14 protein-coding genes are annotated in these 14,629 nt (G+C 52.5%); 12 read left to right on the plus strand and 2 right to left on the minus strand.

Going from position 1 to position 14,629, the window contains the following annotated elements:
• The 12 genes from D6029_RS16980 to D6029_RS17035 all read left to right on the plus strand — a co-directional run.
• Positions 1-2,569: RHS repeat domain-containing protein (locus D6029_RS16980; protein WP_147365244.1), on the plus strand; the 2,569-nt coding region annotated here is incomplete at its 5' end.
• Between the two features lie 15 nt (positions 2,570-2,584).
• Positions 2,585-2,971: a DUF6258 family protein gene (locus tag D6029_RS16985; RefSeq protein WP_120065929.1), complete on the plus strand. Its 387-nt coding sequence runs from the start codon at positions 2,585-2,587 to the stop codon at positions 2,969-2,971.
• Between the two features lie 360 nt (positions 2,972-3,331).
• Complete coding sequence (locus D6029_RS22605; RefSeq protein WP_208642693.1) at positions 3,332-3,490, plus strand: hypothetical protein; 159 nt, start codon at positions 3,332-3,334, stop codon at positions 3,488-3,490.
• Positions 3,491-3,583: 93 nt separating this feature from the next.
• Complete coding sequence (locus D6029_RS22875) at positions 3,584-3,706, plus strand: RHS repeat-associated core domain-containing protein (RefSeq protein ID WP_418230274.1); 123 nt, start codon at positions 3,584-3,586, stop codon at positions 3,704-3,706.
• A gap of 190 nt (positions 3,707-3,896) precedes the next feature.
• The gene (locus D6029_RS17000) at positions 3,897-4,232 is read left to right on the plus strand and encodes a YbbD-related protein (RefSeq protein ID WP_147365245.1); all 336 of its coding nucleotides are present in this window, start codon (positions 3,897-3,899) and stop codon (positions 4,230-4,232) included.
• A gap of 961 nt (positions 4,233-5,193) precedes the next feature.
• Positions 5,194-5,685, plus strand: coding sequence for a ferredoxin-type protein NapF (napF, locus tag D6029_RS17005; protein ID WP_120065932.1), 492 nt, complete (start codon positions 5,194-5,196; stop codon positions 5,683-5,685).
• Positions 5,675-5,938, plus strand: a complete 264-nt coding sequence (gene napD / locus D6029_RS17010) for a chaperone NapD (RefSeq protein WP_120065933.1) — start codon at positions 5,675-5,677, stop codon at positions 5,936-5,938. The genes napF and napD overlap by 11 nt, the downstream gene beginning before the upstream one ends.
• Positions 5,935-8,421 (plus strand): nitrate reductase catalytic subunit NapA, encoded by a 2,487-nt coding sequence (napA, locus tag D6029_RS17015; protein WP_120065934.1) that lies wholly within the window; start codon positions 5,935-5,937, stop codon positions 8,419-8,421. The genes napD and napA overlap by 4 nt, the downstream gene beginning before the upstream one ends.
• 10 nt (positions 8,422-8,431) lie before the next feature.
• Positions 8,432-8,869, plus strand: coding sequence for a nitrate reductase cytochrome c-type subunit (gene napB, locus D6029_RS17020; RefSeq protein WP_120065935.1), 438 nt, complete (start codon positions 8,432-8,434; stop codon positions 8,867-8,869).
• An 8-nt stretch (positions 8,870-8,877) separates the two neighbouring features.
• Entirely contained in the window at positions 8,878-9,480 is a 603-nt protein-coding gene (gene napC / locus D6029_RS17025; RefSeq protein WP_120065936.1) for a cytochrome c-type protein NapC, read from the plus strand.
• Between the two features lie 168 nt (positions 9,481-9,648).
• Positions 9,649-10,224: a GDP-mannose pyrophosphatase NudK gene (nudK, locus tag D6029_RS17030; protein WP_120065937.1), complete on the plus strand. Its 576-nt coding sequence runs from the start codon at positions 9,649-9,651 to the stop codon at positions 10,222-10,224.
• Between the two features lie 147 nt (positions 10,225-10,371).
• Positions 10,372-11,415, plus strand: a complete 1,044-nt coding sequence (locus tag D6029_RS17035) for a DUF1176 domain-containing protein (protein ID WP_120065938.1) — start codon at positions 10,372-10,374, stop codon at positions 11,413-11,415.
• A 131-nt stretch (positions 11,416-11,546) separates the two neighbouring features.
• Here D6029_RS17035 and tkt read toward each other — a convergent pair whose 3' ends face one another.
• Positions 11,547-13,544 (minus strand): transketolase, encoded by a 1,998-nt coding sequence (gene tkt / locus D6029_RS17040; RefSeq protein WP_120065939.1) that lies wholly within the window; start codon positions 13,542-13,544, stop codon positions 11,547-11,549.
• Between the two features lie 20 nt (positions 13,545-13,564).
• Positions 13,565-14,515 (minus strand): transaldolase, encoded by a 951-nt coding sequence (gene tal / locus D6029_RS17045; protein ID WP_120065940.1) that lies wholly within the window; start codon positions 14,513-14,515, stop codon positions 13,565-13,567.
• Positions 14,516-14,629: the final 114 nt, after the last annotated feature.

Raw genomic sequence — 14,629 nt, forward strand, 5'->3', positions numbered from 1 at the left:
AACGCAGTACCGCTATAACCGTGACGGACAGCCGCTTGAGGTCATCCACGAAGAAGGTTTGTCCGTTCAGTATGAGTACGACACGCGCGGACGCCAGACGTCCAGCGAAGACAACACCGGTGCCCGCACCTCCCGCCAGTACAACGAGGCCGGTGACCTGCTGACCATCACGCATCCCGACGGCACCACCACCACGCAGCGTTACGATGCGCGTGGCAATCAATTATCGCAGACATCCGGCGGGCTGACCCGTCAGGCCGAATTTGATGCGGCAGGTCGCATCACCGGGCTGATAAACGAAAACGCCGCCCGCACGCAGTTCAGCTACGACGTGATGGACAGACTGACAGCTGAAACCGGTTTTGACGGCCGTGAACATCGTTATCAGTACAACGCCACAGGCCAGCTCACCCACAGCGTGGACGCCGGTCTCGTCACCCACTGGCATTACGATGAGAACGGCAAGCTGATACGCCGCGAGCGCCCGCCACAGCCCGACGGCACCCCGGATGAAATGCTGTTCGGCCACGATGACGCCGGACGGCTGAGCGAAATCGCCCACCGCAGTGAAAACCATCTGGTCTGTGTGCGCTATGAATACAACGGCAACGGCCGGGTGACGGCGGAGCACCAGCTCATCCACAACGCGCAGGGGGACAGACTCTGGCAGCACAGCGTGGCCCGGGAATACGACCCGCGCGGCTTTGAGTCCGCCGTCACGTATGACGGCCTGCCGCAAATCCAGTGGCAGACCTACGGCCCCGGCCATCTGCTGGGCGTGAAGCTCGGCGATGAAAACCTCATTGAACTCTCCCGTGACCGCCTGCACCGGGAAACCACCCGCCGCTTTGGCGACTGGCAGTCCGCCGCTACGTACACGCCACGCGGGCAACTGGCACAACAGTCTGTCAGCGCCCATCATCCGGCCCTGAACTGCGACTACCGGTACAACACCGCCGGCCAGTTAACGGGTATCCACACCAGCCACGGCGAACAGCACTACACCTATTCCCCGTCCGGACGCCTGGAAAGCGCAAAACTCGGTGACACCCTTCTCACCACGCTCACCGACCCGGCGGGCAACCGCAACGTGACGCTGGCGCACGATTTTATCCCGGCACCGGAAGACCGCCATACCTGGCAAGACAACCGCACCGGCCAGGATGAACGCTACACCTACCGCTACGATAAACACGGCAACCTGAGCGAAAAACGCCGTTACCTCTCCGGCTGGACCGGTGAGGAATACGCCCCGGATGAAACTCACCATTATCATTACGACCAGAGCCACCGCCTGACACAGTACCGCCGCGATGACGACGGCCAGGCCACCGCGCAGGGGCGCTATGTGTACGACCCGCTCGGCCGCCGGGTGGGCAGACTCACCACCCGGGTGAACCCGAAAACGAAGCAGACCGATACACAGCACACCTGGTATGGCTGGGACGGCGACCGGCTGGTGCTGAGCGAAAGCCGCGACACGCAGCAGTACACCATTTATCAGCCCGGCAGCTTTGTGCCGCTGTTACGGGTGGAGCAGACCAGAGCCGAAGACAACCACAGCACACTGGCTGAAAAGCTCGAACGTGACGCCGAAGTGACCTTCCCGCCGGTGCTGCATCAGCGGCTGAACGTCATTGAACAGGAGTTGCGCAAAAACCAGCTCAGTGACGACACGCTACAGTTCCTCAACTCCACCGGTCTGAAGGCGGAAAACCTCGCCCTGTGGCTGGAGCCGGAGGCCGACAGTGACCGCCAAATCCATCTGTATCACTGCGACCATCTCGGCACGCCGCAGGCGCTGGTCAGCACGACCGGCACCGTCGACTGGCATATCACCCTCGACCCGTGGGGTAATGTGCTCAGTGAACACAATCCGCAGAAACTGCACCAGCCGCTCCGAATGCAGGGCCAGCAATACGATGAGGAATCGGGTCTGCATTACAACCGCCATCGTTATTATGATCCGGCTCAGGGACGGTATATTACGCAGGATCCAATTGGGTTAGAGGGGGGAATGAATTTCTATCAGTACCCACTGAACCCATTGCTGAGTATTGACCCACTGGGTCTGGCTGCTAATCAGCAATGCCCGATAGACCCTATTACCGGGCAGCCTGTGGGACGATTTATTTCAGATTCACGGGGAAATATTATGATGGAGCCGGTTGGTGGCTCAACGGGCCCATACCCGGGTTCGAACCTTAATAGCCCAGATACGCATACATTTTATGAAAATGGGTCAAATGCGTACAGATTGAATCCTGTAGGCCATAAAAATACATCGACGCCACACGTCCACGCCCATTTACCTGGAACAGGTCCTAAGATGAAAGGGCAAGGACCCTCTCTCGATGCTAATGGTAATGTTGTAAAATGGGATAGTTCGGCTGCTCATATGAGTATCAAAGGACTTACAGGAATTAGCGCCGTAGAACCATTATTGCATATGTTCACACTAAGATCGTGTCGTACGGGTTCATTTTCACAATGCTATTGTGCATTATCAGCTGAATACGAAATGGATTCAGACTCAGCTGATAATATGTGTTCTGGCCAAATGTATTAATTAAAGGGGAAGGTGATGATTGATAGAATTTATTTAGGTGACAGAGCAGTTAAAGGGATTGAGATAGACTCATGGGAATTGATTGTTAGGATTAGAATAAATTCAATATCTAGACTTCCAGAGGGGGGGGCTGAGTGGAATTTTTATAATGAAGAAGATCTTGAGAATGGTTATATGGTTTTCTCAAATGTATCTGACTTTCAGATAAACCCTCCTGGATCTATTCCAGATGATTATGTGGTTGATTATTCATTCACTAAAATATCCGATAGGGAGTTTTTGTTTAAAATGTACTCGGGGGGCCAGGTTCCATCCTCTCCGCAACAAATGGGAGAATGTGAAATATTAATAACGCATGAAGACTCTTGGCTTGAGAATAGCTTAAAAGAAAAAATTGACTGAAACCAGTACCGCCACTCCCTGAGCTGGAGCGATGGCCGCGACACCAACCGGGCTGAATATCTGTATGACGCCCTCGGCCGTCGCATCGGCAAGCGCACCGTTGTGTTTAACCCTCAGGGCCATCCCCGTGAAGAGCCCCGATTGACCTGGTATGGCTTGGCGGGCGATAAGCTGGTGCTGACCGAGCGTGACGGGCAACGTATTCACACAGTTTACCTGTCCGGCAGTTTCGTGTCGCAGTTACGTAATTAAGAGGATATTCCGGAGCCAGTCCAGACGCTGGCCGATACCCTGACACAGGACTCCGGCATTACCTTTACCTTGCAGGTGACGCAGCAGTTGCATCAACTGGAGCAGTAGTTGTGCGACGGAGAACAGAGTCAGCATAGTCAGCAGTGGCTGGTTGTCTCACCACTGACGCCAGAACATCTGCTGCCGCTACTGAAACCGCAGCCGGAGCCGACAACGTCAGTGGTTCACTTGTACCACTGTGATCATCTGGTCACCCCGATTGCGTGAGTAAATGCATAGGGTGGTACCGACTGGCGGGCCGAATTTGATCCGTGGGGCAATCAGGTAGACGGCAGTAATCCGCAGTGACTGCATCAGCCCCTGAGAATGCAGCGCCAGAAGGTTGATGAAGATTCGGGTCTGCATTACAACCAGCATCGTTATTATGATCCACTGCAGGGACGGTATATCACGCAGGTTCCGATTGGGTTGGAGAGAGGGTAATACGTTTCAATATGCCAATAATCCTATACAACAGGTTGACCCTTTGGGATTATTCAGAGTCTGGATGGAGTTCATTAGGCTAGATGCTCAATCAGCCAGGGGGGCAAATCAAATATTCAGGAACTACATTTTGTGAGCCGTGGTATGCGAATGCTGGTGCTTAAATCCAGTACATCAAATGAAGGTTATATTGACTATTAACTTATTTGAGGTTTTAACTTTGAAGAAAAAAATCTCACTATTATTGCTAATTTTATTTGTTATATTGTTTTTTTTCTGTTTTAAACCAACCGGACATACAGTTCTGAAATATAAAACATACTCAGAAATTCCTGAGAGTGATGGGATCCACACATGGCTTCCTGATTTTTTCCCAAACCAGTCTAAAAATATTTCCTTTACAGCAAATATTGAAGATGACCGTTTTTTAGTTATGTTTTCATTAAATGATGCTGATGCTCCAGATTTTGAAAAAAAACTAATCACTCCTGCTTCTGTGAAAGGAGAGGAATATATAAAAACATAAAGTCACCTACATTGAAATATTGGTGTAAGTCAGGGGCGGTCCCTGAGCAAGGAAACGAGGAAGATCTTTATTTCATAGCCAAGATGAGCGATGCTGTTCATACCTATGTCATTACTGGAGCTCCATATGAAAAAAATACTTCACATCTTAAACAGAACTTAATCTTATTTAATGAATATTGTAATTCATCAGGCAAGAAAGAAGTAAGGTGAATCTTCAATGCTTTGCTGGAAGAGATGAAAATAATTTAATTTTTAAGTTGTTTCAGATTGCATTGGAATGATGAGAATTCGTTTCTATAAGAAAGATTACAGATGTGTATTTGCAAATATGAATTGTAGATGAGTTTATCTAACTTAAAAGGATGGTGAATTTCGTTATTTACACTTTTCTGGTTGAGGGTGTTGTTATATTTTAAGGGTGAAAAATAATGGCATTATTCATATTGAAAAAAAACGTCCATGTTAATGTGTGCAAGATTCTTCACTATATTTAGGGCCATCAATCAGTTTGTGAGTTATTTTATTTTCAAGCTGGGATCATTCTTATGGCAGGTTACCTGGAAGAAAAATGTAATTATAACCACAGGTAATCTTGCTCGAACATCAAAGGGATGTCGTGCCACCGGATGTGGTGTATCACGATGAGATCATTAATTTTTATTGAATTCATAGCCCGTTTCATCGCTTGATTACTAATGCTACGTAGCATGGTACACATGGCGTGCTTGCTAAATGACTAAAATTATTAATGCTTCCTGCGCTATTCATTCATTAAGCAAACCACATCTGTTTTTGATCCCACACCGGTATTTACCCCTAAAGGGTGATGCCTCTACTACCCCTTCCTCACATAACGTATCACCTAATAAAAACCCGTAAAAAACTACGGAAATAACACAGAAGTGTTTGCCAGTTTCACGCAGCTGAAATCTGGCATTTGTGATGCAAGGATGTGCCTTATGGCTGATTTTTCCCGACGTGGATTACTGACCGGGAGCTTTCGACGCTCCGCGACCGCTTTCCGCCCACCCTGGAGCGGAGACGAACAGCATTTTCTGGTGGATTGCACTCGCTGCAATGCCTGCCTGTCGGCCTGTGAAACTCGCGTGTTAAGACGCGGGCAGGGCGGCTACCCAGAAGTTAACTTTAACAACGGCGAATGCACTTTTTGCTACGCCTGCGCGCAAGCCTGCCCGGAAAAACTGTTTCTCACACGCGAGCTTTCGCCCTGGGAACATACCTTGTCGATTGGCGATAACTGCCTGGCGAAAAACAGCGTCGAATGCCGGAGTTGCCAGGATATCTGCGAACCGCAGGCCATTTCATTTCGCCCGTCGATTTCGGGCATCGCACAACCTTCAGTCAGCCACTCCGATTGCACCGCCTGCGGTGCCTGTATCTCCGGCTGCCCGGTTTCAGCCATCTCAATGAGGCACGCAAATGCAAGCTAACTGGCACGTCGCAGGCCTGGTGGTTCAGGCTCAACCCCAAAATATTCTCGCGGTCAGTGACGCATTAAACGACCTGCCGGGCAGCGAAGTCGCGGCGAGTGATGCCGAACACGGCAAGTTGGTGGTGGTTATGGAAGCGGCGCGTAGTGACGTGCTTTTCAATCAAATTGAGTCAGCACGCAATATTGCGGGCGTGTTGGCGGTGTCGCTGGTTTATCACCAGCAGGATGAGCAAGGTGAGGAAACACCATGAAACTCAGTCGTCGTAGCTTTATGAAAGCGAACGCTATTGCAGCAGCGGCGGCCGCCGCTGGCCTTAGCGTACCGAGCGTTGCCCGTGCGGTTGTCGGGAAACAAGATGCTATCAAATGGGACAAAGCCCCATGCCGTTTCTGCGGCACCGGTTGTGGCGTATTAGTCGGCACTCAGGATGGGCGCGTTGTCGCCAGCCAGGGCGACCCGGATGCCCCGGTAAACCGTGGCCTGAACTGTATCAAAGGCTACTTCCTGCCAAAAATCATGTACGGAAAAGACCGCCTCACGCAGCCGCTGCTGCGCATGAAAGACGGGCTGTACGATAAAGAAGGCGAGTTTGCCCCAATCACCTGGGATCAGGCCTTCGATATCATGGAAGAAAAATTTAAAACCAGCCTGAAAGAGAAAGGGCCGGAAGCGGTCGGCATGTTCGGATCCGGGCAATGGACGGTGTGGGAAGGTTACGCCGCTTCCAAATTATTCAAAGCGGGCTTCCGTACCAACAACCTCGACCCGAACGCGCGCCACTGCATGGCATCTGCGGTAGTTGGCTTTATGCGCACCTTCGGCATGGACGAGCCGATGGGCTGCTACGACGATATCGAGCAGGGCGATGCGTTTGTGCTGTGGGGCTCGAATATGGCGGAAATGCACCCGGTTTTATGGTCGCGCATCACTAACCGCCGTCTGTCGAATGAAAACGTGGAAGTCGCTGTGCTGTCGACTTTCCAGCATCGTAGTTTCGAACTGGCCGACAACGGCATGGTGTTCACGCCGCAAACTGACCTGGCAATCCTGAACTACATCGCCAATTACATCATTCAAAACAACGCCATTAACGAATCGTTCTTCAAGCAGCATGTGAATCTGCGCAAAGGCGTGACCGATATCGGCTACGGTTTGCGCCCGACGCATCCGTTAGAAAAAGCGGCGAAAAATCCAGGTTCTGACGCTTCCGAGCCGATGAGCTTTGAAGATTACAAAGCGTTCGTTGCGGAATACACGCTGGAAAAAACCGCCGAAATGAGCGGCGTGCCAACAGACCAACTTGAAGCGCTGGCGAAGCTGTACGCCGACCCGAATAAGAAAGTAATTTCTTACTGGACGATGGGCTTCAACCAGCATTCACGCGGCGTGTGGGCCAACAACCTCGTTTACAACATCCACTTGCTGACCGGTAAAATTTCCCAGCCAGGCTGCGGGCCGTTCTCGTTAACTGGCCAGCCTTCAGCGTGCGGTACGGCGCGTGAAGTGGGGACGTTCTCCCACCGCCTGCCCGCGGACATGGTGGTGACCAACGATAAACACCGCCAGATTGCCGAAAACATGTGGCAACTGCCTGCGGGAACCATTCCGGCAAAAGTCGGTTTGCACGCGGTGGCGCAAGACCGTGCGCTGAAAGACGGCAAGCTTAACGTTTACTGGGTGATGTGTAACAACAACATGCAGGCCGGGCCGAACATTACCGAAGAACGTATGCCGGGCTGGCGCGATCCGCGTAACTTCATCATCGTTTCCGATCCTTACCCGACGATCAGCGCACTGAGCGCGGATCTGATCCTGCCAACCGCCATGTGGGTGGAGAAAGAAGGCGCTTACGGCAACGCCGAACGCCGCACGCAGTTCTGGCGTCAGCAGGTGAAAGCGCCGGGCGAGGCAAAATCCGATCTTTGGCAACTGGTTCAGTTTGCGAAACGCTTCAAGGTTGAAGAAGTGTGGCCTGCGGAGCTGGTGGATCAAAAGCCAGAATATCGCGGCAAAACGCTGTTCGATGTGCTGTTTGCTAACTCGAACGTCAGCAAATTCCCGGTCACTGAACTGGCGGAAGGGCAGCTTAACGACGAATCCCACGAGCTGGGCTTCTACCTGCAAAAAGGGTTGTTCGAGGAGTACGCCGCATTCGGGCGTGGTCACGGGCATGACCTGGCCCCGTTTGATGATTACCACAAAGCACGCGGTTTGCGCTGGCCGGTGGTCGATGGCAAAGAAACGCTGTGGCGTTACAGCGAAGGCCATGACCCATACGTGAAAGCGGGCGAAGGCTTCAAGTTCTACGGCAAGCCGGACGGCAAAGCGGTGATTTTCGCGTTGCCATTTGAGCCAGCGGCAGAATCCCCGGACGCAGAATACGACCTGTGGTTATCCACCGGACGCGTGCTGGAACACTGGCATACCGGCAGCATGACGCGCCGCGTGCCTGAACTGCATCGCGCCTTCCCGGAAGCGCTGCTGTTTATCCATCCGCTTGATGCCAAAAAGCGTGATTTGCGCCGTGGCGACAAAGTGAAAGTGGTGTCGCGCCGTGGTGAAGTGATTTCGATTGTTGAAACTCGCGGGCGCAACCGCCCACCGCAGGGCCTGGTGTACATGCCGTTCTTCGATGCCGCGCAGCTGGTGAATAACCTGACGCTGGATGCGACCGATCCGCTCTCCAAAGAGACGGATTACAAGAAATGCGCTGTAAAACTGGCGAAGGTTTAAGGGGGATATCATGAACAAGAAAATGTTATTCAAATGGATGACGGCGTTGGTGTTTTTGGTCAGTGGTGCATTGTGGGCGGCGAACAGCGTTGATCTCACGCAGTCACCAGAGGTTTCCGGCACGCCGGAAGGCTCAGTCAAAATGCCGAAACAGCAGGGGCGTATGGCGCTGAATTACGTGAACCAGCCGCCGATGATCCCGCATAGCGTCGACGGCTATCAGGTTTCCAAAAACACCAACCGTTGCCTGCAATGCCACGGCGTTGAGCATTACCGCACGACGGGAGCGCCGCGCGTCAGCCCGACGCACTTTATGGACAGCGACGGCAAAGTGCTTTCCAACGTGGCACCGCGCCGCTACTTCTGCCTGCAATGCCACGTTCCACAAACCGATGCGGCACCGATTGTCGAAAACACATTCACGCCGTCTAAAGGCTTTGGAAACTAGAGGCCATTATGGATAAATCAACCCGTAAACCCGGCATCATCCGCCGCATATGGCAGTGGTGGCGTCGCCCGAGCCGCCTGGCGCTCGGCACGTTACTGCTGATTGGTTTCGCTGGTGGGATTATTTTCTGGGGCGGTTTTAACACCGGCATGGAGATGACAAACCGCGAAGAGTTTTGTATCGGTTGCCACGAAATGCGCGCCAACGTCTACGAAGAATATATGCAGACGGTGCACTACAACAACCGCAGTGGCGTGCGGGCAACCTGCCCGGACTGCCACGTCCCACATGAGTGGGGGCCGAAAATCATCCGTAAGATTCAGGCCAGCAAAGAGTTGTATGCCAAAGCGTTTGGCTTAATCGACACGCCACAAAAGTTTGACGACCACCGCCTGGCGATGGCGCAAAATGAGTGGCGGCGAATGAAAAACAACAATTCGCAAGAGTGCCGAAACTGCCATAACTTCGATTATATGGATTTCACCGCGCAGAAAACCGTGGCGGCGAAAATGCATGATAAAGCGGTGAAAGATGGGCAGACCTGCGTGGATTGCCACAAGGGAATTGCGCATAAGTTGCCGGATATGAGCGAAGTGAAGAACGGCTTCTGATCCCCCTTCGTAGGTCGGATAAGCGTCAGCGTCATCCGACACAAAAGGTGTAAATGGTGGATGACGCCTACGGCTTATCCACCCTACATTTTGCCTTTACAACAAGATTGATAACCACCCTATCAAAGCCTATGATTATCGGCTCCCCTAACTCGCTGTGGAGACGTCATGTCGATCAAAATCGAAGTCATCAAAGATAAAATCCTCTCAGATAATTACTTCATTCTGCGCAATATCACCTACGATCTATACCGTAACGAATCCGAAGCCATTCGCCACAAACGCGAAGTTTACGACCGGGGTAACGGCGCAACGATGCTGCTGTATAACCGCGATAAAAAAACCGTGGTGCTGACGCGCCAGTTCCGTGTGGCAACGTGGGTTAACGGCAATGCTGACGGCATGCTGATTGAAACCTGCGCCGGTTTGCTGGATGCCGATGAGCCGGAAGTGTGTGCGCGTAAAGAAGCTATCGAAGAAACCGGTTACGAAGTGGGGGAAGTCGAAAAACTCTTTGAGCTGTATATGTCGCCGGGCGGCGTGACCGAGGTGATTCACTTTTACATGGCCGAATACAGCGATGCCCAACGTGAAAACGCCGGTGGCGGCATTGATGATGAAGATATCGACGTGCTCGAATTGCCGTTTACCCGCGCACTGGAAATGGTATCAACTGGTGAAATTCGTGACGGAAAAACAGTGATTCTGTTACAGCAGCTGCAATTACGCGGGATTATGACTTAAAAGTTTTTAAATTCAGTGGATTACGGATTTGAAGTTTTGAGTAAATCTATCCGACAAATCCGATTGAGCACAAACGTTAAGCAGACGAAGATATCGCCAGTTTTTGTACATTAATTTCTCATCGTCTTTTCAGGGTATGTGTCGCCAATGTCTCTTCGGATTAATTCGCTGTTTCTCTTTTTATTCTCTATAGCGAGCTCCGTTTTCGCGGCACCTGCGCAAAAATCTTTTTCCGACTGGCAAGTCACCTGCAATAACCAAAATTTTTGTGCGGCCCGTAACACCGGGCTGCATCAAGGATTAGTCATGACTCTGACCCGCAGTGCGGGAGCGCGTACCGATGCGACGCTGAGGATTGATCTGGGGAATATGACCACCGCCGAACCTAAAGCGCCGCCGATTGCGCCACGCTTGTTGGTTGATAGTGAACCGATGGCGCTGGATTTAGCCAAGTGGCAAGAAACACCACACCATCTCAAAACCAGTGATGCCGATGCGATTAACACTTTCCTCGATAAAGTCGCCAACGCCGATGCGATTACGCTGGCGAAAGGGCAGGGAAATATCTCGCTTACAGGGCTGAAAGCCTCAATGCTGTTTATTGACAGTCAGCAGCAGCGCGTCGGAAGCGAAACGGCCTGGATTAAGAAAGGTGACGATCCGCCGCTAAGCGTGCCGCCAGCGCCAGCGCTTAAAGAAGTCGCGCTGACTAACCCTACCCCGACGCCACTCACGCAAATAGAACTCAGCGACCTGCTCGATTACGGCACCTGGCGCATGAACAACAGCCAGTGTTCGCTTGACCCCGCTCGCCGCGAAGTACGTGTGTTTGCGCTCAGTGATGACAAAGCCTTGCTGATGACCGGTTGTGAAGCGGGCGCTTACAACGTGGTGGATCTCGCCTGGGTTGTGTCGCGTCAGAAGCCCTTCGCCGCCCGGCAAATTCGTTTAAAACTGCCGTTCACACCGGGGAGCGGAACCACCGAACTTGAGCTGATGAACGCCGGTTATGACGAAACCAATAAAGAGCTGACGACGCTGGCCAAAGGGCGCGGAGTGGGCGATTGCGGCGTGGCGACGCGCTGGCGTTTTGACGGGCAGCGCTTCCGCCTGGTGCGTTATGCCGAGGAACCGACATGTGATGCGTGGAATGGAAATGCTTCATGGCCGACGCTGTGGGTGACGAAGTAGTCGTATTGTAAAACCACCCTCATCCCAACCTTCTCCCTGAGGGAGAAGGAGTAACTCGATTCACCCTCTCCCTGAGGGAGAAGGGGTTATTGCATTTCACCCTCTCCCGTGGGAGAGGGCCGGGGTGAGGGCTAAACCCCCAATACCTTTTTCGCCTTCGCCACCACATTCTCGGTGGTAAAACCAAAGAACGGGAACAGCTTATCGGCGGGAGCCGATTCCCCGTAAGTCGTCATGCCGACAATCGCGCCTTTCAAGCCGACATATTTGTACCAGTAATCCGCAATACCCGCTTCGACTGCCACACGCGCAGCCACATCAGAGGGCAAAACAGACTCGCGATACGCTTCATCCTGAGCATCAAAAATGTCCGTCGATGGCAGTGAAACCACGCGCACCTTATGCCCCTCGGCGCTGAGTTTATCCGCCGCCAGCATGGTGATTTCCATCTCCGAACCGGTGGCAATCAGAATCACATCCGGCGTGCCGCCGCTGTCTTTCAGAATATAACCCCCACGGCTGATGGCTTTGAGTTGCTCCGGCGTGCGTTCCATTTGCGCGAGGTTCTGGCGTGAAAGAATCAGTGCCGTCGGGCCATTATGCCGCTCGATTGCCGTTTTCCAGGCTACCGCCGCTTCCACCTGGTCGCACGGCCGCCAGGTGCTGAAATTCGGCGTCAGGCGCAAGCTGGCAAGTTGCTCAACCGCCTGGTGCGTTGGGCCATCTTCACCCAGGCCGATGGAGTCGTGGGTATAAACCATAATCTGCCGCGCTTTCATCAGCGCTGCCATTCGCGCCGCGTTGCGGGCATATTCCACAAACATCAGGAACGTCGCGGTATACGGCACAAATCCACCGTGATGAGCGATACCGTTGGCGATAGCGGTCATCCCAAATTCACGCACACCGTAGTGAATATAATTCCCGGCGAGATCCTCTTTGATGGATTTGGATTCTTTCCAGATAGTCAGGTTGCTTGGCGCTAAATCCGCCGAACCGCCGAGCAATTCCGGCAGGCTTGGGCCATAGGCGTTTAAAGCATTTTGTGAGGCTTTACGTGTGGCGATTTTTTCTGGATTAGCCTGCAATTTTTCGATGAAGTTTTGCGTGGTTTCCTGCCAGTTTTCTGGCATTTCACCATGCATTCGGCGGTTAAATTCAGCCGCTAAATCAGGATGCGCTTTGGCATAAGCGGCAAATTTATCGTTCCACGAAGCCTCTGCTTTTTCACCTTTTTCTTTGGCATCCCAACCGTGATAAATCTCTTTCGGGATTTCAAACGCCGGGTAGTTCCAGCCCAGTTGCTTACGAGCGAGCGCGACTTCCTGCTCGCCGAGTGCCGCACCGTGCGCCTCTTCTTTGCCCGCCTTGTTTGGCGAACCAAAACCAATAACCGTGCGGCAAATAATCAGCGACGGTTTATCCGTCACGCTTTGCGCTTCTTCAATCGCTTTCTTCACGGCTTGCGGGTCATGCCCGTCGATTTCATGCACCACGTGCCAGTGATAGGCTTCGAAACGTTTGGCGGTATCGTCGGTAAACCAGCCTTTGGTTTCACCATCAATGGAAATGCCGTTGTGGTCATAGAAACCGATGAGTTTGCCCAGACCCAATGTGCCTGCCAGCGAACAAACTTCGTGGGAAATGCCTTCCATCAGGCAGCCATCGCCCATAAACACGTAGGTAAAGTGGTCGACAATTTCGTGATCGGGGCGGTTAAATTGCGCCCCTAATGTGCGTTCGGCAATCGCCAATCCAACGGCGTTGGCCAGGCCCTGGCCGAGCGGCCCGGTGGTAGTTTCAACTCCGGGCGTGTAGCCAAGTTCCGGGTGGCCGGGAGTTTTGGAGTGAAGCTGACGGAAGTTTTTTAGCTCCTCCATCGGCAAGTCATACCCGCTCAGATGCAGCAAGCTGTAAAGCAGCATCGAGGCGTGACCGTTGGAGAGAATAAACCGGTCGCGGTCGGCCCACGTGGGGTTGGTTGGGTTATGGTGCAGGAATTCATTCCATAACACTTCGGCAATATCCGCCATCCCCATCGGTGCGCCAGGGTGGCCCGAATTGGCTTTTTGTACCGCGTCCATACTCAGGGCACGAATGGCGTTAGCAAGCTCTTTACGAGATGACATGTTTCACTCCATGGTTGTTTTTAAAGTTTGGCGGCGAGTAAATCTTCCAGTTTGCGTTGATCAACAGCGAACAGGCGAATGCCTTCTGCCAGTTTTTCTACCGCCATTGGATCCTGGTTATGTTCCCAACGGAAATCCGCTTCGCTAATCGGTTCCGGACGGCGGAAGCCTTGTGACATCGGCACCAATTTGCGAACCACTGGCTCTTCGCTTTCCTGCAACTGTTGCAGCAGGTTCGGGGCGATAGTCAGGCGGTCGCAGCCAACCAGCGCCAGAATTTGCTCGGTACGGCGGAAACTCGCGCCCATCACGATGGTGCTGTAATTATGCTGCTTAAAGTAATCATAGATATTACGCACCGATTTGACGCCCGGATCTTCTTCAACCACATACGGGTCCATCGGTTTGCGCACCTGATACCAGTCGTAAATACGCCCGACGAACGGCGAAATCAGGAACACTCCCGCTTCGGCACAAGCACGCGCCTGGGCAAATGAGAACAGCAGCGTCAGGTTGCAGTCGATACCTTCTTTTTGCAGCTCTTCTGCGGCGCGGATCCCTTCCCACGTTGAGGCAAGTTTGATAAGAACGCGTGATTTATCAATGCCCAGCTCTTCATAGAGCGCAATCAGGTGGCGTGCTTTGGCGATACTCTTTTCTTTATCGAAAGACAGACGAGCGTCGACTTCAGTCGAGACACGCCCTGGAATGCTTTTCAGAATTTCCGCACCAAAATTCACCGCCAGTTTGTCGCTGGCTTGCGCCACCTGCGCTTCTCGCGTGCCGCCGCGTTTCCTTCCGTACGCCAGGGCATCATCAATCAGCGTTTGATAGTGCTCAAGCCCCGCCGCCTTCAGTAATAGCGAGGGATTAGTGGTGGCATCTATAGGCTGGTAATGACGGATGGATTCGATGTCACCGCTGTCGGCAACCACGGTGGTGAATTTCTTGATACTGTCTAGCTGACTCATGGCTATCTCCTTGATATACAGATTGTTACTTGAAAACTCCATGTCATTCGCGACGAGATTTCATCGTTGGCATAACTAAAAAGCATAGCAGATAGGTCTGGCATTGTTGTTAAT

The sequence above is a fragment of the Buttiauxella izardii genome (genome assembly GCF_003601925.1).
GTDB classification, from domain to species: domain Bacteria; phylum Pseudomonadota; class Gammaproteobacteria; order Enterobacterales; family Enterobacteriaceae; genus Buttiauxella; species Buttiauxella izardii.